The organism is Bradyrhizobium sp. i1.15.2, assembly GCF_040548425.1.
GTDB classification, from domain to species: domain Bacteria; phylum Pseudomonadota; class Alphaproteobacteria; order Rhizobiales; family Xanthobacteraceae; genus Bradyrhizobium; species Bradyrhizobium canariense.
Window position 1 is genome coordinate 104,946 of sequence record NZ_JBEPRQ010000010.1, and the last position, 15,938, is coordinate 120,883.

Sequence of the window (15,938 nt, forward strand, 5' to 3'; positions counted from 1 at the left end):
GGGTAAAGTAGTGACGTTATCGGGGTATAATAGCTAACAGGATGAGCGAGACCGCTTCAGCCGAAAACCTGCTCGGGGCCTACCTCAAGGACCGCCGCACCCGGCTCGATGCCACCGCGTTCGGCTTCGCGGGTAGCCGCAGGCGTACGCCGGGACTCCGCCGCGAGGAGGTGGCGCAGCGCGCCAATATCAGCCCGACCTGGTACACTTGGCTCGAGCAGGGCCGCGGCGGCGCGCCGTCGCCCGATGTGCTCGACCGCATCGCGCGAGCGCTGATGCTGACCGATGTCGAGCGCGAGCACCTGTTCCTGATCGGCCTCGGCCGTCCGCCCGAGGTGCGCTACCAGGCGAGCGAAGGCGTCTCGCCGCGGTTGCAGCGGGTGCTCGATGCGTTCGCGTTCAGCCCGGCGCTGGTGCGGACCGCGACCTGGGACGTCGTCGCCTGGAATCGTGCCGCAAGCGCCGTGCTGACCGACTACGGCGCGATCCCGCCGGGACAGCGCAACATCCTGCGCTTCATCTTCTGCGATCCGCGCGTGCGCGCCGCGCAATACGATTGGGACAGCGTGGCGCGCTTCGTGGTCGCGGCTTTCCGGGCGGACGCCGCGCGGGCCGGCGCAGTCTCGCATGTCGCCAATTTTGTCGACGAGCTGTGCCGGACCAGCCCGGAATTCGCCGCGCTCTGGCGCGACAATGACGTGCGTTACCACGGCGACGGCACCAAGCGGCTGCGGCACCCCGTTCACGGCACGATGTCGTTCGAATATTCGAGCTTTATCGTCGAGGGACGCTCCGATCTCAGCATGATCGTCTACAACCCCGCGACTCCCGACGACGCCGAACGCATCAGGACACTGCTCGCCGAGCGCGCCGACTGACGGAAGTTGCGAACTCGCGCGTTCAACCTGCATCTGGCGACGCGCACGCGGTGCTTGCCGTCAACCCTGATCTAGAATCGCTCCGGCCGGTACGGCGTCGGATCGATCGCCGGTGTTTCGCCGCTCATCATCTCGGCGAGGAGGCGCCCGGTCGCGGGTCCCAGCGTAAAGCCCTGGTGGCCGTGGCCGAAGTTCATCCAGAGGCCGGGATGGCGTGGGGCGGGGCCGAGCACCGGCAGCATATCGGGCGTGCAGGGGCGGGTGCCGAACCATGGGTCGGGCTCGACCCGCTTGCCGAGGTCGATCAGCTCGCGCGCGGAGGCTTCCGCGCTGGCGAGCTGCACGGGCGTTGCGAGCGCGTCCAGGCCCGTCAACTCCGCGCCGGTGGTGATGCGGATACCCTTCGCCATCGGACCCATGGCGTAGCCACCGGCCTTGTCGACCAGCGGCAGATCGAGCGAGGCGCCACCGCTGTAATGCATGTGGTAGCCGCGCTTGCGCACCAGCGGAATGCGATATCCGAATTTGAGCAGGAGATCGGGCGACCACGGCCCGAGCGTCACCACGGCGTTGGCGGCGTCGACCCGCCCATGGTCTGTCTTGACCGACCAGCCGGTGGCGGTCTGCTGCAGGCTTTGGGCATCACCGAGCACGATGGCGCCGCCGAGGCGCTCAAACAGATTGGCATAGGCCGTGACCAGCGCGCCGGGATCAGACACGGTCCAGGTGTCGAGCCAATGGATCGCGCCGGGCAGGTCGTCGCGCAGGACAGGTTCGGCCTTGGCGAGCTCGGCGCCCGAGAGCGCACGAAACCTCACGCCGAATTCGCGCTGGTCCTCTTCCGCCGCCTTGACGGCAAGATCGAACGAGGCAGCGTCGCGATGCAGGTGCCGGTATCCCGCGCGGCGGATCAGATTGTCGGCATGGGCTTCGCGAATGAGGATGTCGTGCTCCGCCGTCGCGTAGGCGATCAGCCGTGCCCAGGCGTCGATCGCCTCACGATGTCGCTTCGGCGCCGAATGCCACCAATAGCGGAGCAGGGGTTCGATATGAAGATGAAGAGATGACAGGCTGTAACGCACGTCGTTGGTGCGGCCGGTCGCGATCTTCAGGAGCGTGGCGAGGTCGCGCGGCATCGGATAGGGGCGCACCGCTTCCGCCTGGATCATGCCGGCATTGCCGTAGCTGGTCTCACGGCCCGGCTCCCTGCGGTCGATCAGCGTGACGGACCAGCCGCGCTGCTGGAGGTGCAGCGCCGCGCTGACGCCGATCATGCCGCCGCCGAGGACGATCGCGCTTTGCATCGGAAGAAATTCTCCTGTCAGGCCGTCTGCGGCATGAGCTTCGGCTGGGCCGTGTTGATGGTTGCGGCGACCACGACTGATAACGCCGTCATCGCCACGAGAAAGCCGAAGGCGGCATCGAACGATCCGGTTCCGGTCACGATGAAGCCGATGGCCACGGGTGCGACGAAGCCCGCGCTCTGGCCGCCGAGATTGACCATGCCGATGCCGGATCCGATCTGGTCGTCGCGGAGCAGCTTGGTCGGAAGCGCAATCACCGAGGCCAGTACGAAGGATTTGAAGAAATAGACCACCGACTGGTAGGTGATCAGCATCGCGATCGTCTCCGCCTTGTACATGGCGTAGAGGAAGATGCCGGTCAATGCGGAAGCGCCGATCAGCAGATATTTTTCGCGCTCGGCGAAGAAGGTCGTCATCACCCAGCCGCCGATCGCGGTCGCGATCGTCGCCATCACGAACGGGATCGGCGCCACGATGCCGACGGTCTTGAGGTCGAGCCCGCGCTGCTGGAGCAGATAGAGCGGCATCCAGGAATCCAGGCCCTTGTTGACGCAGCTGAGGCCGAACCACACCACCATCAGCTGCCACAGCAGCGGATTCTTCATGAGCTCGCGCATCGGCGCACGGCTCTCGGCCTTCGCCCCCGACAGGTTCGGATCGTTCGCGCCCAGGCGGCCCAGATACGGGACGAAGACGAAATAGGCGACCGCAAAGACGATGCCTGCAATGCCGATCGCGTTGAAGGCATGGCGCCAGCCGAGCCAGAGGATCAACGGCGCCATGATCAGCGGCGCGATCATGCTGCCGGCATAGTTGGACGACAGCAGCAGCGCCGACATCTTCGGCCGGCTGTCCTTGTTGAACACCTCCGCGACTGCGCGGATGCTCGCCGGCGGGAAGCCGCCCTCGGCGATACCGAATAGGAAGCGGATCGCGATCAGTGAGGTGAGCGACCAAGCAAGGCTCGTGAACGCCGTGAACAGCGACCACATCACGATGGTGATGATCACCACATATTTCGATCCGAAGCGGTCGGAGAGCCATCCGCCCGGCACCTGCATCGCGGCGTAGCCGAGGAAGAACGCGCTGATGACAATGCCGAGATCTGCGGCCTGGAGGTTGAAGTCCTTGCCGATCTGCGCCAGCGCCAGCGAGATCGCCGCGCGGTCGACATAGGAGATGCAGTAGGCGACGTAGAGCAGGACGAATGCGATGACGCTGGTCTTCCTCGGCAATTCCGTCATCCTCGTCTCCATCGCGCCGAAAGGGCTGGTTTCGGTCGTTGCCGAGTTCAGGTCATGCCCGAGTTCTGATCATTCCCACGTTCTTCATTCCCAAGTCAGGAAGCCGGGTGCAGCCGAGAGCGGCGGCGCCACGGCAAGCCGGGCCAGATCGGGCGCCGGCCGGCACAATTGCGCGTCGCCGGCGAACGCTGCTTCGAGGCTCGCGGCCACCGCGAGCACGGCGGCGTCGCCGCCACGCTGACCGACGATCTGCAGGCCGAAAGGCAGCCCGGCTTCATCGAGGCCGAGAGGAATGCTGATGGCGGGATGGCCGGGAAGCGTCACGGCATAAGCGAGCGCCAGCCAATGGAAGTAGGATTTCGTTGGCACCCCGTCGATCTCCGCGGGATGGGGCTCCGACCACGGCCGCGGACTGAGCGTGATGGTGGGGCTGATCAGCACGTCGCAGCTTTCGAAGAAGCTTTGCCAGGCGCGATAGATCCGCGTCTGCGTCGTTGCGGCGCGCGCGTGATCTTCGAGCGTGTAGCCGAGGCCTTCCTCGACATTGGCGCGGACATTGGGCCCGAGCATCTCGGGCCGCTCCTTGTAGTTCTTACCATGCGTCGCCAGGAACATGCCGGCACGCAGCACGGCGAAGGCGTCATCGGCGCCGGAGCAATCCGGCGTCGCCTCGCGGCATTCGGCGAAGAGAGGTGCAAGCTTGCTCACGCGCTGACGGAACACGCGCCGGATGGTCTGCTCGGTCGGGGCGAAGCCGAAGTCTTCGGTGAAGGCCAGGCGCAGCCTGCCGAGTTCTGCGGGGCGCGGCGCGGCCCAGCGTTCGGCATGCCCGCGCACAGGCTCGCCGGGCAGCGTATAGGCGAGCGGATCGCGGGCATCGTCGCTCGCCATCACCGACAGCATCAGCGCGGTGTCGGCGACATTGCGCGCCATCGGCCCGTCGGTCGACAAATTGGACCAGCCGAACACGCGCTTCTCGCTGGCGACGAGGCCGAAGGACGGGCGCATGCCGACAATGCCGGCGAAGCCGGCCGGATTGCGCAAGGAGCCGCCGGTGTCCGAGCCCGAGGCGAGCGGAGCCATGCCGCAGGCGAGCGCCACCGCCGAGCCGCCGGAGGAGCCGGCCGCCGAGCGCATCGGATCGAACGGATTGCCGGTCGCCCCGAACACGGGGTTGCGGGTGTTGCCGCCGGCCGCCCATTCCGGTGTGTTGGTCTTGCCGAAGATGATGGCGCCAGCCGCGCGCAGCCGTGCCACCGAGCCCTGGTCAGCGAGTGGGACGTTGTCCCTCAGCAACGGACTGCCATAGGTGGTGCGCAGTCGAGCGGTGTCCTGGGTGTCCTTGATGAGAACGGGGAGCCCGTGGAGGGCGCCATGATCCTCACCGCGCAGGATGGCGGCCTCGGCTTCCTTGGCAGCGGCGCGAGCGCCAGGCTCGTCCAGTGTCACGACGGCATTGACGGCGGGATTGACGGTGGCGATCCGCGACAGGCACGACTCCAGCAGCTCGACGGGCGAGATGTCCCGGGCGGACAGGCGGCGGCGCAGCTCAACGGCGCTGGAATCGCAAAGGTCGGACAATGCCAATCCCTTTCAAAATTTGAAAACGATTTAGCATATCGGAAAGTGGAGGCCGCGCACCAATATTCGTCAGAACCGGCCATTTCATGCACAAATGCTGGTTTGCCTGCCCAAACGGCGGCCAGATGCGGAACCCAGGGCCGGCTTCAGTCGAAAAGATTAGGTGGATCGATCAAACAATTTTTCGGCCGCCGTGATAACCTTGCTGGATGAGCGAGATCGTGACGACGCCGGAGGGCGCCAACTCCCAGCTGGGCCAATGCCTCAAGGCTGCCCGCCAGGCGCGGGGGCTGACGCTCAAGCAGGTGGCGGAGCGGACCGGCATGGCGCTGTCGACCCTGTCCAAGGTCGAGAACGGTCTGATGTCGCTGACCTACGACAAGCTGCTCCAGCTCACCTCCGGCTTGAAGATGGAGATCGCCGAGCTGTTCAATCCGGTGCCCCCGCGTCCCGAGCAGAGCAGACCGGTCACGGCGCGACGGAGCATCAGCCGTGCCGGGCAGGGGCAGGTGATCACGACCGGATTCTACACCTACACCTATCAATGCACCGATCTGATCGGCAAACGCATGGTGCCGATCCTGGCCGAAGTCAGGGCGCGCTCGCTGGAGGAGTTCGGTCCGCTGCTGCGCCACGCCGGCGAGGAATATTTCGTGGTGACGAGCGGACGCGTTGCCGTCCACACCGAGTTCTACGCGCCGGAGATCCTGGGCGAGGGCGACGGCATTTATCTCGACAGCACCATGGGCCACGCCTACCTCAACGCCGGCGAAGGGCCTGCTGCGACAGGCGTCTGCCTTTGCACCAGCGAAGCGCCTGACCTCTACGATCAGCTCCGCCGGATCGCATCGCGCGACGTGGCGCCGATCGAAGGCGATCCACCGTCGCTCTGAACAGCAAAGAGAGCGTGGAACGAAAAACGCCCGGCCGAAGCCGGGCGTTTTTGATTGGGGCTCGTCTATTCGCCGCCGCCGAAGCGGCGCGACCACCAGCCGGCGCGACGCGGTGCGGCCGAGGTTTCGCTTGCCGCTGCGGGCGCGGGCTCCGGAGCCGGTGCGGGCGGGGCAACCGGCTCGGCCGCCTGCGCGATCGGTGCCGGTTCACTCTGGCTGCTCGACAGGAAGCTCACCTTTTCCCGAACCGTCGAACGGCGTCGTGCGGCCTTGTCGTCGGCGTGCTCTTCGTCCGCGGCAGCAGGAGCCGGCTCAGGCCTGGCCGTTGCCTCAATCCGTGCTTCGGCCCGCGGCTCAGGCTGGGTGACCTGAGGTTCCGACGTGTGCTCGGCCTGCGCGATCGAGGGCGCAGCCTCGCCGCTAAAACCGTCGAAATCGGCGACTGCATCGGTCGCTTCCGACGGCGCACTGGCCGCGAGCTCGTCGCCGATGGAGCCGGCGAGACCTTCCTCGCCAGGACCACGACGCCGACGTCCGCCACGGCGACCACGCCGGCGACGGCGATCGGCGCTGCCCTGCTGCTCGCCACGGGCTCCCTGTTCCTCGCCTTCCTCGCCATCCGGCTCGGCCTCGGCATCCTCTTCGCCTTCGCCGGCCGCCACGGCCGTCTCGGCAAGAGCGGGAGCGCCATCCTCGCGCGTCTCCTCGTCGCGCGGGCCACCGCGACCGCGGCGGCGACGGCGACGCTTGCGGCGCTGGCCGTCCTGCTCGGTAGCGGCGTCGCCTGCGGTCTGCTCCTCGGCGAGACCTTCGGTTTCTTCGGTCTCGACCTCGGATTCGGTCTCCGGATCGAACTCCTCGTCGTCATAGGCCTCTTCGACCAGGGGCGGCGGGCTTGCGGCCGCCTGCGCCGCCAGCAGAGCCTTGGCGGCTTCCAGCGTATGCACCTGCTCGCCGCGGTCGATGACATAGGCCTGCGGCCCGTTGACGCTCGGGTCGGCGATGACCGACAACGTGACCTTGAAGCCGTTCTCGAGGTCGCGCAGATGGCCGCGCTTGTGGTTCAGCACATAGAGCGCGACGTCGGTGCGGGTGCGGACCACCAGATTGTGGGTTGCGCCCTTCATCAGGATCTCTTCGAGGCCGCGCAGCAATTGGAGCGCAACCGAGGACACCGAGCGCACATGGCCGGTGCCACCGCAATGCGTGCAGGGATCGGTCGAGGACTCCAACACGCTGGCGCGGATGCGCTGGCGTGACATTTCGAGCAGGCCGAAATGCGAGATGCGTCCGACCTGGATCCGCGCGCGGTCCTGCCGGAGGCAATCGGACAGCTTGCGCTCGACCGCGCGGTTGTTGCGCTTCTCGTCCATGTCGATGAAGTCGATGACGATCAGGCCGGCGAGATCGCGCAGCCGAAGCTGACGCGCGACCTCCTCGGAGGCTTCGAGATTGGTCTTGAGCGCGGTGTCCTCGATATGATGCTCGCGCGTCGAACGACCGGAGTTGACGTCGATCGAGACCAGCGCTTCGGTCTGGTTGATGACGATGTAGCCGCCGGAGCGCAGTTGCACGGTCGGGGAGAACATCGCATCCAGCTGGCTTTCGACGCCCATGCGCGAGAACAGCGGCTGGCCGTCGCGATACTGCTTCACCGCGCTCACATTGGCGGGCATCAGCATCTTCATGAAGTCGCGCGCTTCACGGTAACCGGATTCACCGGCAACTGAGATCTCGTCGATCTCCTTGTTGTAGAGGTCGCGCAGCGAGCGCTTGATCAGCGAGCCTTCCTCGTAGACGAGGGTCGGGGCCTGCGACTTCAGCGTCATGTCGCGCACCGTCTCCCACATCCGGATCAGGTACTCGAAATCGCGCTTGATCTCGGGCTTGGTGCGGGCGGCGCCAGCGGTGCGCAGAATGATCCCCATGCCCTCGGGCACGTCGAGATCCTGCACCACTTCCTTTAGGCGCGAACGGTCCTGCGCGCTCGTGATCTTGCGGCTGATGCCGCCGCCGCGCGCGGTGTTCGGCATCAAGACGGCATAGCGGCCGGCGAGCGAGAGGTAGGTCGTCAGCGCCGCGCCCTTGTTGCCGCGCTCTTCCTTGACGACCTGCACCAGCATCACCTGGCGGCGCTTGATGACTTCCTGGATCTTGTACTGGCGGCGGGGACGGAAGGTGCGCTCCGGCACTTCTTCCAGCACATCGTCGCCGCCGACGGATTCAACGACGTCCTCTTCGGCTTCCTCGTCGTCCTCGTCTTCGTCGTCATCCTCGGCCGTCGCTTCGGATTCGTGATGCGGAGCCTGCGTGCTCTCGCCGGGGGCGTACACGGCGTCGGCAGGCTCAGTAGCCGACGTCACGGCCTCGGCAAGATCGTCGGCGTGTACGTCGGAGGCAACCTCCTGCGGCTCGGCAACGGCCTCTGTGGCGACCGCGGGCTCGGCGCCGATCGCTGCGACAGGCGCCGGTGTCTCGTCGGCATGATCATGGTCGTGATGGTCGTGCTCGCCATGATGATCGTGGTCGCCATGGTCGTGGGCGTGATGATCGTCACCATGGGCATGATGATGGTCGTCGTGGTCATGCCCTTCGTGGTCATGTGCTTCGTGGCCGTGATGATCGTGGCCTTCGTGCTCGCCGTGATGCTCTGCGCCGGCGTGCAGGTGCTCGCCCTCGTGCGAAGCGCCTTCGGGCAGGGCCTCGCCCTGGACCTGCCGGGCCGCGGGATCGCTGCCTTCGACGACGTCGCTGCGGACGCGCTCGCCATGGCTACGGCGGCGGGAATTGCGGTGGCGGGAGCGGCGGCGGCCCTGGGAGCGGTTCTCGCTCTCTTCCTCGGCCTCGCGATGGGCCTGCTCCTCGGCTTCGATCAGCGCCTGCCGGTCGGCAACCGGGATCTGGTAGTAGTCGGGATGGATTTCGCTGAAGGCGAGGAAGCCGTGGCGGTTGCCGCCATATTCGACGAAAGCGGCCTGGAGCGAGGGTTCGACCCTTGTGACCTTGGCGAGGTAGATATTCCCGCGCAGTTGCTTGCGTTGCGCGGTCTCGAAATCAAACTCTTCGACGCGATTGCCGCGGACCACGACGACCCGGGTCTCTTCCGGGTGGGTGGCATCGATCAACATCTTGTTGGGCATGTCTTAACTCTTGGCGGCGGCGGGCGCGATTCACCGTGGGCGCCATCAGCGCTGCCGGGTGACGCGACGGTCCACCTGATTCGGGGGTGAGGGGAAGGCCGAAACGCCGTCTCTCGCGCCTTGCCGAACCGGACGCCGGAGGACCAAAGTGGCGCGCGGAATTTTCACTCCGCAGCGTCGCGAATGGTCCTTCAGAATTGGTCGGCACAGTCTGGCGCATCAAGCGTCGGCCCGTATGAAACATTGGGCGGCGGGGCCGCCCCTCAATCAGTTGCTGTTGGCCAGGCATGGCGCGAGCGCGCTCGCCTTGGGTATTACGAACCGCTCCCTTGGGATTAAGGGATCGGGTAACGGGTTGCGCCGCTGTCAGAACCGTCCCGGAAACGTGGTGGTAACCGGGAACCGTCCGCCGCCGGGGCTTGCCCCGCTCCACCTTGCTGCCGCGCACCGCGCTGGACTTAGAGGGGAACGGAAAAACGCTGGAATTCCCAAACCTTGAGAGTTCCGGCGCTGCACCGGGAGGCTGAATGCGACACAACCGGAAATATCGGCCGTCAGCATTCCGTACATACGTGGATTGGGCCATCCGTGCAAGGAGCGTCGCACGGCGGTCACAGTCAGCGAGTTTCGCGTCTCTGTCATTAAGGATCGTTTAACCGTGTGGTTCTATTGCATTAAAGAGGCTGCTCGGAGGCACGGAATCGGTGGCGAGCCGCGCAAATCAAAGGATCTTGCTAGGATGCGTGCTGCTCTGCGCGGCAGCATTGCCCTGTGCCGATTCCTCGCGCCTGAAGGCTGCGGAAAGTCAGCCTCAACCCGCTGTTGCATCAGTGAATTTCCCGACGGCTTCGGCCGCCCGGCTGGCCGGTGACGGCAGGCAAACCCGCTTTGTCCTCGACATCGACCAGACCGTTAGCTTCCGCGCCGTCACCTTGGCCGACCCGTATCGGGTGGTGGTCGACGTCCCCCAGGTCAATTTTCAACTTCCCGCCGGCACCGGGTCCGGCGGACGCGGACTGGTCAAGGCCTTCCGCTATGGGCTGGTGATGCCCGGCGGCTCCCGAATCGTGTTCGACCTGACGGGCCCGGCCAAGATCGCCAATTCCTACGTGGTGGAGGCCGCCAACGGTCAGCCCGCGCGGCTGGTGCTCGAACTGGAGGAGGTCGAGCGCACCGCCTTCGTGCCGTCGCTGGCTCCGGAAAATCGTCCTGAGCTGCGGCCGGCAATTGCCGATCCGCCGCCCGCGACGGTTCCCGCATCTGCACATCCTGAAGCCGGGCAGAAGGCCGATGGCCGCGCGGTGGTTGTCATCGATCCCGGCCATGGCGGCATCGACAATGGCACCCAGTCGAGCGGCGAGAGCGAGAAGAATCTGGTGCTGGCCTTTGGCCTGGCTCTGCGCGAACGGCTGGAAAAGACCGGCAAATTTCGCGTGGTGATGACACGCGACGACGACACCTTCATCCCGCTCAACGACCGGGTCAAAGTCGCCCGCAGCCTCAAGGCGGCGTTGTTCGTCTCGATCCATGCCGACGCGCTGCCGCGCGCCGAGGGCGATGCGCAGGGCGCGACCATCTACACGTTGTCCGACAAGGCCTCCGACGCCGAGGCGCAGCGGCTGGCGGATGCGGAAAACCGGGCGGACGCCATCGCCGGCTTCAACCTCGCGGAGGAGCCGACCGATGTCGCCGACATCCTGATCGATCTCACCCAGCGGGAAACCCGCACCTTTTCAAGTCGTTTTGCCCACCTGTTGATGGGCGAAATGAAGTCGACCGTGCGGATGCACAAGCATCCCCTGAAATCGGCCGGCTTCCGGGTGCTGAAGGCGCCCGACGTGCCGTCGGTCCTGGTCGAGATCGGCTATGTCTCCAACAAGGGCGACCTCGAACATCTGGTCTCGGAAGGATGGCGTTCGCGTGCCGTGGGCTCGATGGCACAGGCGATCGACGGGTTTTTGGCCAAGCGGATGGCCACGGCCGGATCGTCAAATTGACGACCGGAGGATCGTCGAATTGAGAAGGGATTTTCCGTCCCGCCGCAAAAGCCCTAGTTTGGCCACAGCGGGCGCTTTATAAAAACGCCGCAGGGGGTTCCGGAATCGGCGAGAATCCCGCTCGGCAAGCGTCTTGGGTCCGGCACCGATAGTATTGAGTAAGGCCGGTGAATTCGCGATGGTTTGGCGCCTGTTTCGGGCGCCAGGGCTGATCTTTGGGCTGATCCAGAGTTTGAACGGATAAACAGATAATGCGCTTGCTGGTGCGGTTCATGGGCTTCCTGTTCGCCGCGGGAACGGTGTTGTTCCTTGTCGGGGTCGGTGCCGTCGCAGGCCTGATCTGGCATTTCTCCAAGGACTTGCCGGACTACTCTCAGCTTCAGGATTACGAGCCGCCGGTGATGACCCGCGTGCACGCGACCGACGGCTCGCTGCTCGGCGAATACGCCAAGGAGCGGCGGCTTTACCTGCCGATCCAGGCGGTGCCGAAACTCGTGATCAACGCCTTCCTCGCGGCCGAGGACAAGAATTTCTACGAGCATGGCGGCATCGACTACACCGGCATGGCGCGCGCCGGCGTGGTCTACATCCAGAACTACGGCTCCAACCGCCGGCCGCAGGGCGCTTCGACGATCACCCAGCAGGTCGCCAAGAACTTCCTTCTGACCAATGAGGTCTCCTTCGCGCGCAAGATCAAGGAAGCCTTGCTGGCCATGCGGATCGAGAAGACCTACTCGAAGGACAAGATCCTCGAGCTGTATCTGAATGAAATCTATCTGGGTCTCGGCGCCTACGGAATCGCCGCTGCGTCGCTGGTTTATTTCGACAAGTCGGTGAACGAGCTGACGGTGGCGGAAGCGTCCTATCTCGCGGCGCTGCCGAAGATGCCTGCGACGCTGCATCCCGTCCGCAACCGCGACCGCGCCATCGAGCGCCGTAACTACGTGATCGATCGTCTCGTTGAGAACGGCTGGGTCAAGCAGGCCGACGCCGACAAGGCGCGCAAGGAGCCGCTGGTCGTTACCAGCCGCTCCAATGGCGCCCACACCTTCGCCGGCGAATATTTCGCCGAGGAAGTGCGCCGCGACATCTTCGAGCGCTATGGCGAGAAGAAACTTTACGAGGGCGGCCTCTCGGTCCGCACTACGCTCGATCCCAAGATTCAGGTCATGGCGCGCAAGACCATGGTCGCCGGTCTCGTCAACTATGACGAGCAGCAGGGCTATCGCGGCGCCATCAGCAAGCTCGACATTTCGGGCGACTGGGGCGTGAAGCTCGCCGAGATCAAGTCTCTGTCCGATATCTCGCCATGGCGCATGGCCGTGGTGCTGGAGACCAGCGATCAGTCGGCGCGCATCGGCTTCCAGCCGAGCCGCGAGCTCGGCGGCGCCATCAGCAAGCAGCGCGAGACCGGCCTCATCACGCTCGACGGCATCAAATGGGCAAGAGCGGCCTCCGGGGCTGCGAAGGGTAGGGCGGCAAGCGCAGTGTCGCAGGTGCTCCAGCCCGGCGACGTGATCTACGCCGATCCGCTGTACAAGGACGCCCAGCCCGTCGAAGGTCAGTACCGGCTGCGCCAGATTCCCGAAGTGTCCGGCGCGATGGTGGTGATGGACCCCTGGACCGGCCGCGTGCTGGCGATGGTCGGCGGCTTCTCGTTCGACCAGAGCCAGTTCAACCGCGCCACGCAGGCCTATCGGCAACCCGGTTCGTCGTTCAAGCCGATCGTCTATTCGGCCGCGCTCGACAACGGCTATACGCCTTCGACTGTCGTGCTCGACGCCCCGATCGAAATCGACCAGGGCCAGGGCGCGGGCGTGTGGCGGCCTGAAAACTTCTCCTCGGGCAAGTTCCAGGGGCCGGTGACGCTGCGCAACGCGCTGCGGCAGTCGCTCAACACGGTGACGGTGCGCCTCGCCCAGGACATCGGCATGCCCCTGATCGGCGAATATGCCCGCCGCTTTGGCGTCTATGACGAACTGCCGAACTATCTGTCCTACGCGCTCGGCGCCGGCGAGACCACGGCGATGCGCATGGTCACGGCCTATTCGATGCTCGCCAATGGTGGCCGCCGGGTGAAGCCGACCCTGATCGACCGCATCCAGGATCGCTACGGCCACACCATCTTCAAGCACGACCAGCGCGAATGCCGCGGCTGCGACGCGCCGGGTGGTTGGAAGAACCAGAACGAGCCGCAGCTGATTGACCGCCGCGAGCAGGTGCTGGATTCCATGACCGCCTATCAGATCACCGAGCTGATGGAAGGCGTGGTCCAGGCCGGTACCGCGACCGTGGTCAAGCAGGTCGGCAAGCCGATCGCCGGCAAGACCGGCACCACCAACGAGGCCAAGGACGCCTGGTTCGTCGGTTTCTCGCCCGACGTCGCCGTCGCCATCTACATGGGCTACGACAAGCCGCGTCCGCTCGGCAAGGGTAACGCCGCGACCGGCGGTCATCTCGCAGCTCCCATCGCACGCGACTTCCTCCAGCTCGCGCTCGTCGACAAGCCCGCGGTCCCGTTCAAGGTGCCGGCCGGCATCAAGCTGGTGCGCGTCGTCGCCAAGACCGGCATGCGCGCCGGTCCGGGCGAGACCGGCGGAACCATCCTCGAAGCCTTCAAGCCGGGCACGGCGCCGCCGGATAATTATTCGGTCATCGGCGTTGCCGATGCCGACGGCCGGATGCCGGCGTCGCAGCAGCAGCAGCCGGATTCCGGTTTCTTCATGCGGCCGGGCACCGGCGGGCTGTACTAAGGCTTAGGACAAGACAGACGTTCGTCGCCGCGGCGGTTGCGCTTTTCAGCCGCCGCCGCTACATCCCGTTGTCATTAGACGCGGAACAATTCCGCGAGACCAGAGAACCACATGCGCGCCGAAATCGAACGGTTGGTAGAAGAGATCAAGCAGTCGGTCGGGCTGCTGAGGAGGCATCTTTGACGTCGAGAAATCGACGGCGCGCCTCGCTGAGCTGAACAAGCTCGCAGAAGATCCCAACCTCTGGAACGATCCCCAGAAAGCCCAGAAATTGATGCAGGAGCGCACCTCGCTTGAGGACTCGCTCTCCGGCATCGGTAAGGTCGAGCAGGAGCTCGAAGACGACATCGGCATGATCGAGCTCGGCGAAGCCGAGGGCGATGAGGGCGTCGTCAAGGAAGCCGAAGCCGCACTGAAGAGCCTCAAGAAGGAAGTCGCCCGGCGCGAGCTCGAGGCGCTGCTGTCGGGAGAGGCCGACGGTTTCGATTCCTATCTCGAAGTGCATGCCGGCGCCGGTGGCACCGAGAGCCAGGACTGGGCGCAGATGCTGCTTCGCATGTACTCGCGCTGGGCCGAAACCCACGGCTTCAAGGTCGAGGTGCTGGAAGAGTCCGAGGGCGAAGAGGCCGGCATCAAGTCCGCGACGATCCAGGTCTCCGGCCACAATGCCTATGGCTGGCTCAAGACCGAGGCGGGCGTGCACCGCCTGGTGCGGATCTCGCCATTCGATTCCAACGCGCGGCGGCACACCTCGTTCTCGTCCGTCGCTGTGTTTCCGGTGATCGACGACACCATCAAGATCGACATCAAGGAATCCGACGTCCGCGTCGACACCATGCGCTCAGGCGGCGCCGGCGGCCAGCACGTCAACAAGACCGAGTCCGCGGTGCGGCTGACGCATATCCCGACCGGCGTCGCCGTGGTCTGCCAGGCCGGCCGCTCGCAGCACAAGAACAAGGCGCAGGCCTGGGACATGCTGCGCGCACGGCTTTATCAGATCGAGCTGAAGCGGCGTGAAGAGAAGGCCGCCGCCGACCAGGCCGCCAAGACCGACATCGGCTGGGGCCACCAGATCCGCTCCTACGTGCTCCAGCCCTACCAGATGGTGAAGGATCTGCGCACCGGTGTGCAGACCTCCGATACATCAGGCGTTCTCGGTGGCGATCTCGACGACTTCATGGCCGCGACCCTGGCGCAGCGCGCCTTCGGCACTCCCGGCGCCGACATCGAGGACGTCGACTGATGCCCCGGATCGCCTTCATCGGGCTTGGGCGGATGGGCCATGGCATGGCCGGCCGCTATCTCGATGCCGGCTTCACGGTGACGGTTTGGAATCGCAGCAAAACAAAAGCGGAAGACCTGATCGCGCGCGGCGCGCTGTGGGCGACCTCGCCTGAGGACGCGGCGATCGACGCCGACGCGGTCGTGACGATGGTCGCCGATGACGAGGCCTCGCGCGCGGTCTGGCTCGGGCCCGAGGGCGCAGCCAAGACGGCGAAATCAGGCACCATCGCGATCGAATGCTCCACCGTTTCCTATGACCACGCCCGCGAGATGGGCCGCGAAATGAATGCGCGCGGGCTAATCTATATCGATTGCCCCGTGACGGGATTGCCGGATGCGGCAGCGAGCGGAAAGCTGACGCTGCTCGTTGGTGCCGATCCCGCCGATCTCGAACGCGCGCGGCCCTATCTGACACCGATCGGCTCGACCATCCGCCATTTCGGCGCGGTCGGTGCCGGCACCGTCTACAAGCTGATCAATAATCTGATGGGCGCGATCCAGATCGCCGGCCTCGCCGAGGGACTCGCCATCGCCGAGCAGGCCGGGCTCGACATGAATCTGGTGCTGGAATCAATTCAGGCGGGCGTCGCCGCAAGCCCGCAGGTGCAGCGCCACTCCAAGCGCATGGTCGCCCGCGATTTTTCCGGCGCAACATTCACGGCGGCGCTGCGGCACAAGGATGCCGCCTACGCAGTGAAGCTCGCCGAGAGCCTGCTGGCCGACAAGCCGCTGGTCGCGCGCGCCGCCGTCGAGGCCTACGCGCAGGCGAAGGCTGCGATGCCTGACGACGATGAAGGCAAGATGATCGAGCTGGTGTCGCGGCCGAAGAAGCCGTCCTAGCGGATCACATCGACATGGGGCAGC

General features: G+C 65.5%; 10 protein-coding genes. 6 read left to right on the forward strand and 4 right to left on the reverse strand.

From position 1 onward, the window contains the following. Positions 1-41: 41 nt before the first annotated feature. Positions 42-878: a helix-turn-helix transcriptional regulator gene (locus ABIB80_RS19815; RefSeq protein WP_007591599.1), complete on the forward strand. Its 837-nt coding sequence runs from the start codon at positions 42-44 to the stop codon at positions 876-878. Between the two features lie 71 nt (positions 879-949). Here ABIB80_RS19815 and ABIB80_RS19820 read toward each other — a convergent pair whose 3' ends face one another. The 3 genes from ABIB80_RS19820 to ABIB80_RS19830 form a co-directional block, all read right to left on the reverse strand. Beyond that, positions 950-2,182 carry an NAD(P)/FAD-dependent oxidoreductase gene (locus tag ABIB80_RS19820; protein ID WP_007591598.1) on the reverse strand — a complete coding sequence of 411 codons (1,233 nt, stop codon included), beginning with the start codon at positions 2,180-2,182 and terminating at the stop codon, positions 950-952. Positions 2,183-2,199: 17 nt separating this feature from the next. After that, on the reverse strand, positions 2,200-3,426 hold the full coding sequence (locus ABIB80_RS19825; protein ID WP_007591597.1) for an MFS transporter: 1,227 nt from the start codon (positions 3,424-3,426) through the stop codon (positions 2,200-2,202). A gap of 84 nt (positions 3,427-3,510) precedes the next feature. Continuing rightward, positions 3,511-5,007, reverse strand: a complete 1,497-nt coding sequence (locus tag ABIB80_RS19830; RefSeq protein WP_354128154.1) for an amidase — start codon at positions 5,005-5,007, stop codon at positions 3,511-3,513. A gap of 209 nt (positions 5,008-5,216) precedes the next feature. On the opposite strand from ABIB80_RS19830, the gene ABIB80_RS19835 reads away from it, so the two are divergent. Beyond that, complete coding sequence (locus ABIB80_RS19835; protein WP_007591591.1) at positions 5,217-5,900, forward strand: helix-turn-helix domain-containing protein; 684 nt, start codon at positions 5,217-5,219, stop codon at positions 5,898-5,900. 65 nt (positions 5,901-5,965) lie between these two features. Here ABIB80_RS19835 and ABIB80_RS19840 read toward each other — a convergent pair whose 3' ends face one another. Beyond that, entirely contained in the window at positions 5,966-9,040 is a 3,075-nt protein-coding gene (locus ABIB80_RS19840) for an Rne/Rng family ribonuclease (RefSeq protein ID WP_007591589.1), read from the reverse strand. Positions 9,041-9,744: 704 nt separating this feature from the next. On the opposite strand from ABIB80_RS19840, the gene ABIB80_RS19845 reads away from it, so the two are divergent. The 4 genes from ABIB80_RS19845 to ABIB80_RS19860 all read left to right on the forward strand — a co-directional run bounded on the left by ABIB80_RS19845 (position 9,745) and on the right by ABIB80_RS19860 (position 15,914). Further along, a complete protein-coding gene (locus tag ABIB80_RS19845) occupies positions 9,745-11,037 on the forward strand; it encodes an N-acetylmuramoyl-L-alanine amidase (protein WP_007591588.1) in 1,293 nt (430 codons plus the stop codon). 251 nt (positions 11,038-11,288) lie between these two features. Further along, positions 11,289-13,790, forward strand: coding sequence for a penicillin-binding protein 1A (locus ABIB80_RS19850; protein ID WP_354128155.1), 2,502 nt, complete (start codon positions 11,289-11,291; stop codon positions 13,788-13,790). A 111-nt stretch (positions 13,791-13,901) separates the two neighbouring features. After that, positions 13,902-15,033 (forward strand): peptide chain release factor 2 gene (gene prfB, locus ABIB80_RS19855; protein WP_007591586.1). Its coding sequence is split into 2 segments (ribosomal slippage): positions 13,902-13,970 and positions 13,972-15,033, totalling 1,131 coding nucleotides; the frame shifts between segments, so codons are not numbered across the junction. Then, complete coding sequence (locus ABIB80_RS19860; RefSeq protein ID WP_007591584.1) at positions 15,033-15,914, forward strand: NAD(P)-dependent oxidoreductase; 882 nt, start codon at positions 15,033-15,035, stop codon at positions 15,912-15,914. Before prfB ends, ABIB80_RS19860 begins: the two co-directional genes overlap by 1 nt. Positions 15,915-15,938: the final 24 nt, after the last annotated feature.